The organism is Metabacillus sp. KH_069 (assembly GCF_057838075.1).
On the sequence record NZ_CM174460.1, the window covers coordinates 3,330,730 to 3,343,497 of the forward strand.

The following is a 12,768-nucleotide window of genomic DNA, read 5'->3' on the forward strand; positions in this document are numbered from 1 at the left end:
TATGTGATATACTAATATATGCTTAATTTCATAAATAGTATATCACATTTAACCACTATTAGGATGATTAAATTCGTTTTTTTTCAAAAAAAAGAATCAAGCTTCATTCAGAAGCAAGATTCCATTTTTTCATCAGATCTTCGAATTGCTTTTTCGTTGACTGAAGCGAGCCGTTGTTATCAATTACTTCGTCTGCTTTCTCCTTTTTATCCTTCAGAGGCAGCTGAGACTGAATCCGCCATTCAGCTTCCTGCTTAGTTAATTGGTTCCGGTTCATTAGCCGCTCAAGCTGCACACTCGGGTCTACATAAACAACAACCGTCAGGTCTGCCATATGTGATAAATTGCTTTCAAATAAGAGAGGAATATCCAGCACTACTGCAGGCTCATTTCTTTTTTCAGCATCCTCTTTTTGCTGCAGCATTTCCCTGCGGACTGCAGGATGAACGATGCCGTTCAGTCTTTTTCTCTCTGTTTCGTTTTGAAAAACGATGCTGCCTAACTTTTCACGGTCAATTGAGCCATCATCTTTTAAGATGCTGCGGCCGAATGTCTCCACCACTAAATGATAAGCAGGTTCTCCCGCTTCCACTACTTGTTTGGCGATTACATCTGCATCAATTACCGGGATATTTGCTTCCTTAAACATGTTTGAGACTGTGCTTTTACCGCTTGCAATGCCTCCTGTTAATCCAATCGCCAATGTCACTTTGAATCCCCCTTGCCTAAAGCTTCCAGATGCCTAAAATAATCAGCAGGACACCTGGTAAAAAAGTGAGTTTATCCATCCAGGCAAACCGGGAAAACAGATGGCCCGATTTGATTCCAAACGCCACAAACAATGAGCTCATAACAGCTACCAGCAAACTGGTCATTATAGGTGAATAACCTAATAGAGCAGCGCCGATACCCGCTCCAAATGCATCCAGTGATAACGCAAAACCAAGCAGCAGCGCCTCTATTCCTGTAATGGTTCCGGATTTATCTATATCTGCCGCAGTTGGCCTGCTCAATATATTAATCACGATGCCAAACGATTTAATCTCTAAGTTGAGCAGTGTTTTCTCCGATTCTTCCTGAGTCATTTCCTTTACCGGACGAAAAAACTGATAAAGAACCCAGGCTCCAATAGCAATTAAGATGACGCCTCCAAGTTTTGCAGTCAGACTATGAGGAAGAAAGGACGTGAGAAGATGCCCTGCTCCCATCGCTAAAAGCAAAGTCACTGCTGAACAGCAGGCAATAATAATAATTGACTTAATCGGCATGCTCATTTTTCTTAATCCATAAGTAAAACCGACTGAAAAACTATCCAAACTTACTGCAAATGCTAATAAAAAGAGTGATGCAGCTGCAACCATAAACCATGCCCCTTCCGCAAAAGCTACGGTAGTATATGACAATGGCCTATGAGGTGTTAAAGTCTTATCGCTGGCAGTTTTCGCAGTAGTGTGTTCCTCTGCCCCCTACAGCCGTTTTGATTAATGTTTTTCCGCAAACTTTACACGGCTCATTCGTTCTTCCGTAAACAAACAATTCAAGCTGGAACATACCAATCTGTCCTTGTGTATTGACGTAAGACCTTATAGTGCTTCCGCCTTTTTCAACCGCTTCGCTTAAAGTAAGAATAATCTCATGGTGCAGCTTTATCATTTCCTCATTCGACAATTCGTTTGAAGGGCGTTCGGGGTGAATGCCCGCACGGAATAAAGCCTCATCAACATATATATTTCCAAGTCCGACCATCACTTTTTGATCCAGCAGAACAACTTTTATTTTACGATTTGTTTTTTGGAGCTTTTCGCTTAGATAATTCACTGTAAAATGCTCAGAAAAAGGCTCAGGTCCTAAATGAGATAAAGGAAGATCGAGTTCTTCCTCTCCCTTTTTAAAAAGATGCATTGTTCCAAACTTGCGTACATCTTTATACCTCAGTTCTGTGCCGTCTGTCATCACAAATACAACATGTGTATGCTTATCAATCGGATCAGAGTCCTTGTAAAGGCCGTATTTTCCTTCCATTCTCAGATGTGAAACGAGCACATAGTCATCAAGGAAAAATTTAAGAAACTTTCCCCGTCTCCCTACATCATGGATTGTCTGACCAATTACAGCATCCTGAAATTGCTCAATCACTTCAGGTCTTTTAATTATTTTAGGCCAATGGATATAAACCGCTGCGATTGTTTTTCCTTTTACAAGTTCAATAAGTGTTCGTCTGACGGTTTCAACCTCTGGCAATTCAGGCATCTTATCACTTCCTTATTTTGCGTCATACCAAGATGATCCGAATGAATAATCGACTTTAAGCGGCACCTTCAGTTCAACTGCATGCTCCATCACTTGCGGAACCAGTTTTTCAAGTATTTCAATTTCATCTTTAGGAGCTTCAAAGATCAATTCATCATGCACCTGCAGCAATAATCGCGTTTTCAGTTTTTTCTCTTTCAGCTGTGCAGCCATATCAATCATCGCTTTTTTAATGATGTCAGCGGCGCTTCCCTGTATCGGAGTATTCATAGCCGTTCTCTCGGCAAAGCTGCGCACATTAAAATTTCTGCTTGTAATCTCAGGAATATAGCGGCGGCGCTGAAGCAGCGTTTTTACATAGCCATTTTGCTTTGCTTCCTGAACGATTTCCTCCATGTACTCTTTAACACCTTCGAAGCTTTCGAGGTAACGCTTAATAAATTCACCCGCTTCTTTTCGGGTAATATTTAAGCTTTGAGATAATCCATAATCACTGATTCCATAGACGATTCCAAAGTTTACGGCTTTTGCCTGTCTTCTCATATTGGAAGTCACGGCGTCAGCTTCAACATGGAAGACATCCATTGCTGTTTTTGTATGAATGTCCAAATCATTTTGAAAGGCTTCAATCAAATTGCTGTCTCCTGCTATATGGGCAAGAACTCTGAGCTCAATTTGAGAGTAGTCAGCAGCGAACATTACCCAGTCTGATTCAGATGGGACAAATGCCTGACGAATTTTCCGCCCTTCTTCTAATCGGATTGGAATGTTCTGCAGGTTCGGGTCTGTTGAGCTTAACCGCCCAGTCTGCGTTAATGTCTGAACGTATCTTGTATGAACTTTATTTGTGTCGCGGTGAACAACTTTAAGCAATCCTTCAATATAGGTTGACTGCAGCTTCCCAAGCTGACGATAGTGAAGAATTTCCTGTACGATTTCATGCTTATCCGCAAGTTTTTCCAGAACATCAGCCGATGTAGAATAGCCTGTTTTCGTCTTTTTAACTGCCGGAAGCTGAAGCTTATCAAATAAAATGACTCCAAGCTGCTTCGGAGAATTAATATTGAACGCTTCACCGGCTAAGCGATGAATATTCTCTTCAAGAGTTTTTAACCTTTCAGTCAGCTGCTGCCCCATATCGTTTAAACGGTTCACATCCACCGTTACACCTGTTGCTTCCATCTCAGCCAAAATGATTGAAAGCGGCATTTCAAGATCCTGGTAAAGCTCAAGCTGTTCATTCTCCTCCAGCTCAAGCTGCAGTTTTTCTCTGACTGTCTGCAGAGCAATGCCTTTGCGCACTAAGTGTTCCGCAAGTTTTTCTGTCTCAGGAATTCCCCTCTTGGCTCCTTTTCCATAAACAGCCTCATTTGACTGAACAATATGTATGCCTTTATGGCGGGCAACACTTGCTGCATCATCAAACGTTTGTGAAGGGTCGAGGATGTATGCCGCAAGCAAAACATCAAATTCAACCGCATTAAGATCAATCCCCTGCCAATGAAGAGCGACAATCGATTGTTTAGCATCATACACAGTTTTGCGCTTCGTATGATCTGAAGCCCACTTTGAAAACTTTTCAGAGGTTAAAGCCAGTTCAGTCGGAACGTAAAAGTTTCCGTTCTCATTTATGATCGCAAGACCGATAATGTCGCTGTTATGATAGTTATCTTCCAATACTTCAACGATTAAAACAGCATCATCTGTAAGCAAATCATCTGTTATGTCTTCTGCGATTTCATATTGGACATCCTCAATTGGCTGTTCCTCAATCTCTGCTTCCGCTCCAAGCTTGCCCAGCAATGAATTGAACCCCAGTTCTTTGTAGATCCCTGCAACATTCTTTACATCGTAGCCTCCGTACTGCACATCAGCTAATGTTATTTCTACAGGTGCAGCACAGTTGATTGTTGCAAGCTCCTTGCTCATGATGGCCTGATCCTTGTTTTCTTCAAGCTTCTCTTTTAACTTCTTACCGGTCACCTGATCCAGAGATTCGAGGAGACGTTCAAGCGTTTCGTGCTCCTTCAGCAGCTTAATCGCTGTCTTCTCTCCAACACCGGGAACACCTGGGATATTATCCGAGCTGTCACCCATTAATCCTTTCATATCCACAATCTGAGCCGGAACAAGTCCATATTTCTCCTGAACAAACTCAGGTGTATAGGAATCCACGTCTGTAATTCCTTTTCTCGTTATATCAACCGTGATATGCTCTGAAACAAGCTGGGTTAAATCTTTATCACCAGAGATGACCTTCACTTCAAATCCATCCCGTTCAGCTTGCTTTGACAGCGTTCCGATAATGTCATCCGCTTCAAAATTCGGAAGTTCATAGCGTGAAATGCTGTAGGCATCCAGCAGCTCGCGGATAAATGGAAACTGCTCCGAGAGCTCAGGCGGGGTCTTCTGTCTTCCGCCTTTATATTCTTTATACGTTTCATGTCTGAAAGTAGTTTTCCCTGCATCAAATGCAACAAGAAGGTGTGAAGGTTTTTCATCCTCAAGTATTTTCATAAGTATCATAGTAAATCCATATATAGCATTCGTATGTACGCCTTTATCGTTATTCAGCAATGGCAAGGCAAAAAAAGCGCGATAGGCAATGCTGTTCCCGTCAATGAGAACGAGTTTTTTTGTCATTCAACCGAACCTCCTGTATGTAAGAAATACACCTTATTCATACGTTTTTCTTAAGAAAAAACCCATGATTTATCTTTCTCTATTCTACCATGAGAGGCAGAAAGAAAGAAAATCAAGGGCTTATTATTTCTGTTTAGCTGATTAGGTTTATTCCGTCTCACCCATCAATGTTTTGGCATATTCGGAGTCAAACGGCATGATGATGACTGTTTCATCGCCGATTGTTTTCTTATAGGATTCGAGTGTTCGATACAGCTCATAGAATGCTGGGTCTTTTGAATAAGAGCTATTGTAAACTTTACCTGCTTCCTTTTCACCCTGGCTTCGGATGACGTCTGCGTCTGCAGCTGCTTTAGCAAGCATTTCTTTTACCGTCCGATCTGTCTCTGCAATGATCGTATTTTTCCGCGCATCTCCCATGGATAAATACTCCTGTGCCGTTGACTGCCGCTCTGAAATCATTCTGGTATAAACCGATTCCTCATTATCTTCCGGTAAATCTGTCCGTTTAATCCGCACGTCCGTTACACTGATGCCGTATCCGTCTTTTTCAAGAAGAGAATTCACAATCTCCGTTACTTTATCGTTAATGCTTCCCCTGGATGACTTTTCATCGTTGATGATTTCATCATAGTTTAATTTCCCAAGCTCAGAACGAACGGTTGAAAACGTAAATTCCGCCATCTTTGTTTCAGCGTTTACAAGCGTTCTTGCATTGGCAATCAATTTTTTCGGATCATCTACCTTCCACACAGCATAGTTATCTATCAAGATCCGCTTTTTATCTTTTGTGTTTATTTCCGCCTCTTCTACGTCAAAAGTCATTTGGTATTTTGGAATGGAAGATACCGTTTGAACAAATGGTATTTTTATGTGCAGACCAGGTTTTTCAATAATTTTAACAACTTCTCCAAACTGGCGGATTACTTTGTACTCATTTTCTTTCACGACAAACAGATTTGTAAGCAGGACAATGGCAAGGATGAGCGTTAAGACAAACCAGATCCCAGCACGGATATATTTTCGGTATCCGCTGAAATCTTTGCGCTGATCTTTCATTTTGACTAGATTATCATTGGCCATTTTTATCACTTCCTTCTTCATCTGCTGCTTTTGGCTTTGCCTCTGCTTGCTTTTGCATGTCGCCAATTGGGAAATACTTCATTGTGCTGCCGTCATCTTTCATGAAATAAATCGTTGCTCCCGGAAGCACTTGATCAATCGTTTCAAGGATTAAACGTTTCTCCGTGATTGCCTTCGCATTCTGATATTCTCCCAGAACAGCATTGAATGTAGCAACCTCACCGCGTGCTTTCTCAATTCTTGCCGTTTTATCCCCTTCAGCTTTTGACATTAATGCATTTTTTTCTCCCTCTGCCTCTTGAGTCCGCTGATTCGAATATTTTTTTGCTTCATTTATTTTAGTGTTCATTGTTTCACGTGCACTTGTTACATCTGTAAAGGCTTTGCGGACCTCATCATTCGGCAGATCAACATCCTGAAGCTTTACTGCAAGTATAGAAATGCCGATATCGTATTTTTCAACAAGGGAGATTAACAGTTCCTGTACATCTTCCTCAATTTCTACCTTTCCGGATGTAAGTGCATCATCAATAATTGAACTTCCGATAATACTTCTTAAAGAAGCAGATGTTGCATCATATAAAATTTCCTGAGGATCCTCCGAGTTAAATAAATATTTTTCAGGATTGGTTATTTTCCATTGCACAACCATATCAGCCAAAACAATATTTTCATCACCTGTGATCATTTTTGTATCTTTTGGAAATGATTTTACATCTCCATCTTTTTCTGTATAGCCAAACTGAAGACTGAATGTTTCTTTTGACAGTTTTTCAACAGATTGAATTGGCCATGGCATTTTAAAGTGAAGCCCGGGTTCACTGATGCCTTCTTCCACTTCGCCAAATGTGATAATAACAGCCTGATCCGATTCATCCACCGTATACCAGGTTGTAAATGCAAGAATAGCTAGAACAATAACTAATAAGACAGCTCCGATTATTGTATAAATGCGCTTGATGCTGATCATTTCTATGCCCCCTTTTTACCTTCACAAATATTTACGCAGCGCCGGTGAAAAGGTTTCATTTTTTTGGAAGTTTTTTAAATATTGGAACAAAAAAAGGGACGAGAACAGGGAATGTTCTCGTCCAAAAGATTGGCTCCTTGGATGAAGGGGTTTTCACTTATTATATTATCAGCACTTTATTAAGCAAGATTAAATGTGATGTAAATATAATGTAAACCTACTCCAAATGATGATTTTTTTTCAGCTTTACTGTGAAAGTCGTTCCTTCACCTACCGTGCTGTTTACAAAAATCTGCCCCTTATGCGCTTCAACCAAATGCTTAACAATAGCAAGTCCCAGCCCCGTTCCGCCCGAATTACGGCTTCTCGCTTTATCTACTCTGTAAAAACGTTCAAAAATTCTTGGAATTTCTTCTTTTTCAATTCCAATTCCTGTATCACTGACAATAAAAGCTGCGTGACTTTCACCGTCTTTTAGAAACACCTGCACTTTACCCCCTTTAGGCGTATAGTTCAAGGCATTGCTAATAAGATTAATAAAGATTTGCTTTAGACGATAAACATCCCCAAACACATACAGTTCATCAGAATTCACATGAAGTGATAACTCTATTTCTTTCTCATCTGCTTTGCTTTTGAGAATGATAATGACTTCTTCAAGGATTTCCTTTGCATTGCAGTTTTGAAGATTGAGCTTGAAGCCCTGCTGTTCTATTTTTGATAAGTCAAGCAAGTCCTGAATCAGGGTTTGCAGTCTGTCACTCTCTTTAAGAATAATGGATAGGAAATACTCCAGGGTCTGCCTGTCCTCGAGTGCCCCGTCAAGCAATGTTTCTGTAAAGCCTTTAATGGATGTAATAGGCGTTTTCAGCTCATGAGATACATTCGCAACGAAGTCTTTTCTCATTTGCTCAAGCTTTTTCAGTTCCGTAATATCATGAAAAACAAGAACGATGCCCTTCCATTCATCATTGGTGCCAATAATCGGCGCACCGTATACTTCAAAATGCCTGCGCTCTATTTTAAGAGGAAGATGCAGCTGTTTTCTCGCCTTGATTTCGGTCATAAAGATGTGCTCGACCAGATCAACAATTTCTTTATGCTGAAAGGCTTCATAATATAGTTTATATAAAAAGTCGGTGGATTCAATATTGAATAATTCTTTGTAGGCACGATTGACTAGATTGATATATCCTCTGCCATCAATCAAAATCAAGCCGCTGCCCATGTTTTCTATTAGAGTCTGGAGACGATCCTGCTGCATTTCCTGAGCACGGTTCATATCCTGAAGATTTCTTGCCAGAACATTGATGGATTGACTGAGCATGCCGGTTTCATCAAGGCGATCTTCATACGTTCTCGCTTTATAGTTGCCTTTTGCAAGCTCCATAGCCACATTTGTGGCGGATTCAATCGGTTTTGTATAACGGGAAGTGATCCTTACAGCAAGGAGGAGGATAACGAGAAGAGCCAAACCAAGGCTCGCAATAAGAAGACCCCATATTTGCTGATTGATTTTCTTTAAGGAGTTTTCTGTTGAGCTAAGGATAATATAGCCCTGTTTCACATCATTCTCAATGTAAGGCAAACCATAGAAATAGAGATTTTCTTCCTCGATATTGAGTTTGAATCCTTTTTTGGAATTGCGGTGTTTTATCAATATTTCTTTCGCAATTGCCTCATGATTTTGCTGAAATGGCCCGGCATCCTTTAACACATTTCCGTTTCGATCGTAAATTGTAATATGAGATTTGATTGTTTCGCTGTAGTTTTTAAGAAACGAATCAAAATTAGGTGAAGTAAATCCCTTTTCCTGAATCAAAAGTTCCGTTATTTTTGCCTCTTCTTTTATCCGCTCTTGAAAGGAATTCATATAATAACTGCCGAATATTTGTCCAAGAAGCAGCCCAAGGCCAATTAAAACCGCAATGATCAGCGTGATAAGAGCAAAAATCAGGCGTGAACGAAACCTATTCATCCATTCTAGGCTCCTCGAGCTTGTATCCCAGTCCCCTTATCGTTTTTATGTAGAGCGGCTTTTTTGTGTTTCGCTCAATTTTTTCACGCAAGTGGCTGATATGTACATCGACTATTCGTGTATCTCCGGCAAAATCATAGTTCCAGACAGCGCTCAGCAGCTGGTCCCTTGTCAGTACACGGCCCTTATGTCTGGCTAAATAAACAAGAAGTTCGAATTCTTTAGGAGTCAGCTCAAGACGTTCATCCCCGTAATAGGCTTCGTAATGTTCCGGAAGGATTTTCAGATCTCCAATCATCATTCTTTCAGAAGTATCAAGTTCTTTAATTTCTGGATCAGATGAAGTCTGTGTTCTTCTTAAAATGGCTTTTACCCTCGCAACAACTTCTCTTGGACTAAAAGGCTTTGTCATATAATCATCTGCCCCAAGTTCTAAACCAAGAACTTTATCAAATTCATCATCTTTAGCCGTCAGCATCAGAATCGGCACCATGATTTTCTTTTGTCTAAGCTGTTTGCATACCTCTATGCCGTCCATTTTTGGAAGCATGAGATCGAGCACCATTAAATCTGGTGATTCAGTCAGCCCCATTTCAAGACCTTCTTCTCCATCGATTGCTGTAATTACTTCAAAACCCGCTTGAATAAGATTGTATTGAAGCAAGGTTAAAATTGATTGTTCGTCATCTACGACCAGAATTTTCTTACTCATATAAGCCTCCACCAAATAGTTTTACCCCAAACAATCCAAATCGCTTATCTCTTTTTATATCTCCATTATAGAGGATAGATGCAATTGAACAAACGTTTTCTTTCAAATCATACAGATCCACCTCTAATCAAGCAGGTTACTATTCCTTAGAATGACCAATAAAAGCAGACAAATTCCTATTGTATTCTTAGCAGAACAAAAGAACACATGAATCTAAAAAAAATACCAGCATCCGCATTAGGACACTGGTATTTCAGGTTTAAAAGTTTTCAAGAGCATGTCCGTCCATTGATGAAAGCTGAACAGGTGGTACAACAATAATCGATCCTTCGATAACAGTCACTTCTTTTTCATTCTGCGCTTCTACACGCAAGGTAATCTGATTCTCTGCTTTATTAACATCTGTGACTTCAAAGAAAAATTGAATCATGCTGTAATGATAGACTGGCAGAGGAAACGAGAGATTCTGCTGCAGAATGTGACTTCCTGGTCCCGGTAAATATTTAGAAACAGCAGAAGTAATAATTCCTGTAAGCATGATACTTGGTACAATCGGTTTTTCATAAGGTGTTAACGAGGCATAGTCATGCTGAATATAAAGCGGGTTTGCATCATTTGTCAGGCCAAGATACAGGAGCAAATCTTTATCTTCAATCTTCTCAGTAAGTGTTAATTTTTCTCCTGTAGTGATTTCATCGATTTGTCTCCCAAGTTTTCTTTTTTTGCCAAGCAGCACTTGCGGTCACCTCCAAAAGTGAAAACGTTTACAATTTCTTTCGCAAAGAAGCTGGAGATCTCTCTCCAACTTCAGAGTTATTACGTAAGAACTTTCATTACGCTTTTTACAGATTCTGCAGACTTTGTTAATGCTTCTTTTTCGTCAGTCGTTAATTCAAGCTCAATAATTTGCTCAAGCCCGTTTCCTCCAAGGATCGTTGGAACGCCTAAGTAAATTCCTTTATAGCCATATTCGCCTTCGAGGTAAACAATCGCAGGGATTACGCGGCGCTGATCTTTAAGAATCGCCTCTGACATTTCAACTAATGAAGCTGCTGGAGCATAATACGCGCTGCCATTGCCTAATAAGTTAACAATCTCTCCGCCGCCTTTGCGTGTTCTCTCAACGATTGCTTCTAAACGGTCTTTCGGGATTAATGTTTCAAGGGGAATACCGCCTGCATATGAGTAGCGTACGAGCGGCACCATATCGTCTCCGTGTCCGCCCAGTACAAAACCTGTTACATCTTTCACTGAAAGATTCAGCTCTTGTGCTACGAATGTACGGAATCGTGCTGTATCAAGCACTCCTGATTGTCCGATTACACGGCTTTTCGGGAATCCTGATTCTTTATACACAGTGTAAGTCATAGCATCGACAGGATTTGTTAAAACAATGATGATTGTATTTGGAGAGTATTTCACAATTTCCTTTGTAACGCTTTTCATAATTTTTTGGTTTGTTTGAACTAAGTCATCCCGGCTCATACCAGGTTTGCGGGCGATGCCTGCTGTAATGATGACAATATCAGAATCAGCTGTATCTGCATAATCGCTTGTTCCAATAATATTAGCATCAAATCCTTGAACAGGGCTAGCTTCCAGCATATCTAAAGCTTTCCCTTTAGTAGGATTCTCAAGCTGCGGAATATCTACTAATACGACATCTGAAAGTTCTTTTTGAGCTAATAAAAATGCAGTTGTCGCACCAGTGAAGCCAGCACCGATCACTGAAACCTTTTTGCGTTTCATTCCCATTCAAAACAACCCCTTTACAATGTATGATAAGGCTATTTTTCAAAGATGAAAAATAGCCTTACTGGTTTTCTTACATTTTGCTGATTAACGCATCTGCGAACTCAGAGCATTTTACTTCTTTAGCGCCGTCCATTAAACGGGCAAAGTCATACGTAACTACTTTGTCTGAGATTGATTGTTCCATTGCATCAACAACTAATTTAGCTGCTTCATTCCATCCTAAGTGCTCAAGCATTAACACACCGGAAAGAATGACAGATGATGGATTTACTTTATCAAGTCCTGCATATTTAGGAGCTGTACCATGGGTAGCTTCGAAGATAGCATGTCCAGTTTCATAGTTGATATTTGCTCCAGGAGCGATACCGATTCCGCCTACTTGAGCAGCAAGGGCATCAGAAATGTAGTCTCCGTTTAAGTTCATTGTTGCAACTACGTCAAATTCACGAGGACGAGTTAAGATCTGCTGAAGGAAAATATCAGCGATAGAATCTTTTACAATGATTTTGCCGGCAGCTTCTGCATCCTGCTGTGCTTTGTTTGCAGCATCCTTACCGTCTTTTTCAACGATGCGGTCATATTCAGCCCAAGTAAATACTTGATCTCCGAATTCTTTTTCAGCCAGTTCATAGCCCCAATTCTTGAAAGCACCTTCCGTATACTTCATGATGTTTCCTTTGTGAACTAGTGTTACTGATTTGCGGCCTTCTTTAATTGCATAATTGATCGCAGCACGCACTAGACGCTGAGTTCCCTCTTCAGAAACAGGCTTAATGCCGATGCCTGAAGTTTCAGGGAAGCGGATTTTATTAACGCCTAACTCATTTTTAAGGAATGAAATCAATTTTTCTACTTCTTCAGATCCTTTAGCATACTCAATTCCAGCATAAATATCTTCCGTATTCTCGCGGAAAATGACCATGTCTGTATCTTCAGGACGCTTAATTGGAGAAGGAACTCCATTGAAATAGCGAACAGGACGAAGGCAAGTGAACAAATCAAGTTCTTGACGAAGAGCAACATTTAATGAGCGAATTCCTCCGCCTACTGGAGTCGTCAAAGGTCCTTTAATCGCGATGAAGTATTCGCGGATTACATTAAGTGTTTCTTCAGGAAGCCATTCGCCAGTCTGGTTGAATGCTTTTTCCCCAGCCAAAACTTCTTTCCACTCAATTTTCTTTTCGCTGTTATATGCTTTATCAACTGCTGCCTCTAAAACGCGAGAAGCTGCTGCCCAGATATCAGGACCAATTCCGTCCCCTTCGATAAATGGAATGATTGGATTGTTAGGTACGTTTAATACTCCATCTGTTACTGTAATTTTTTGTCCTTGTGTCAAAATAATTACCTCCTGTTATGTATAATAGTTAGAAAAGC

Annotated in this window: 11 protein-coding genes; all 11 read right to left on the reverse strand. The window is 40.4% G+C overall.

Translation table 11 applies throughout. The features are described from left to right. Positions 1 to 103 precede the first annotated feature (103 nt). The 11 genes from coaE to icd all read right to left on the reverse strand — a co-directional run bounded on the left by coaE (position 104) and on the right by icd (position 12,730). Complete coding sequence (gene coaE, locus AC3ISE_RS16825; RefSeq protein ID WP_489221854.1) at positions 104 to 709, reverse strand: dephospho-CoA kinase; 606 nt, start codon at positions 707 to 709, stop codon at positions 104 to 106. 16 nt (positions 710 to 725) lie between these two features. Then, complete coding sequence (ytaF, locus tag AC3ISE_RS16830) at positions 726 to 1,361, reverse strand: sporulation membrane protein YtaF (protein ID WP_489221855.1); 636 nt, start codon at positions 1,359 to 1,361, stop codon at positions 726 to 728. A 64-nt stretch (positions 1,362 to 1,425) separates the two neighbouring features. Further along, on the reverse strand, positions 1,426 to 2,250 hold the full coding sequence (gene mutM, locus AC3ISE_RS16835; RefSeq protein WP_489221856.1) for a DNA-formamidopyrimidine glycosylase: 825 nt from the start codon (positions 2,248 to 2,250) through the stop codon (positions 1,426 to 1,428). A 12-nt stretch (positions 2,251 to 2,262) separates the two neighbouring features. Then, positions 2,263 to 4,893 (reverse strand): DNA polymerase I, encoded by a 2,631-nt coding sequence (gene polA / locus AC3ISE_RS16840; protein ID WP_489221857.1) that lies wholly within the window; start codon positions 4,891 to 4,893, stop codon positions 2,263 to 2,265. A gap of 147 nt (positions 4,894 to 5,040) precedes the next feature. After that, entirely contained in the window at positions 5,041 to 5,976 is a 936-nt protein-coding gene (hflC, locus tag AC3ISE_RS16845) for a protease modulator HflC (protein ID WP_489221858.1), read from the reverse strand. After that, positions 5,966 to 6,946 carry an FtsH protease activity modulator HflK gene (gene hflK / locus AC3ISE_RS16850; RefSeq protein ID WP_489221859.1) on the reverse strand — a complete coding sequence of 327 codons (981 nt, stop codon included), beginning with the start codon at positions 6,944 to 6,946 and terminating at the stop codon, positions 5,966 to 5,968. Before hflK ends, hflC begins: the two co-directional genes overlap by 11 nt. Positions 6,947 to 7,163: 217 nt before the next feature. Further along, positions 7,164 to 8,924, reverse strand: coding sequence for a two-component system histidine kinase PnpS (gene pnpS / locus AC3ISE_RS16855; protein WP_489221860.1), 1,761 nt, complete (start codon positions 8,922 to 8,924; stop codon positions 7,164 to 7,166). Continuing rightward, entirely contained in the window at positions 8,917 to 9,636 is a 720-nt protein-coding gene (locus AC3ISE_RS16860) for a winged helix-turn-helix domain-containing protein (RefSeq protein WP_489221861.1), read from the reverse strand. Before AC3ISE_RS16860 ends, pnpS begins: the two co-directional genes overlap by 8 nt. Positions 9,637 to 9,895: 259 nt before the next feature. Beyond that, positions 9,896 to 10,372 carry a MaoC/PaaZ C-terminal domain-containing protein gene (locus AC3ISE_RS16865; RefSeq protein WP_070877719.1) on the reverse strand — a complete coding sequence of 159 codons (477 nt, stop codon included), beginning with the start codon at positions 10,370 to 10,372 and terminating at the stop codon, positions 9,896 to 9,898. 80 nt (positions 10,373 to 10,452) lie between these two features. Then, positions 10,453 to 11,391: a malate dehydrogenase gene (gene mdh / locus AC3ISE_RS16870; RefSeq protein ID WP_133309882.1), complete on the reverse strand. Its 939-nt coding sequence runs from the start codon at positions 11,389 to 11,391 to the stop codon at positions 10,453 to 10,455. Positions 11,392 to 11,461: 70 nt separating this feature from the next. Further along, positions 11,462 to 12,730: an NADP-dependent isocitrate dehydrogenase gene (icd, locus tag AC3ISE_RS16875; RefSeq protein ID WP_489221862.1), complete on the reverse strand. Its 1,269-nt coding sequence runs from the start codon at positions 12,728 to 12,730 to the stop codon at positions 11,462 to 11,464. Positions 12,731 to 12,768 lie beyond the last annotated feature (38 nt).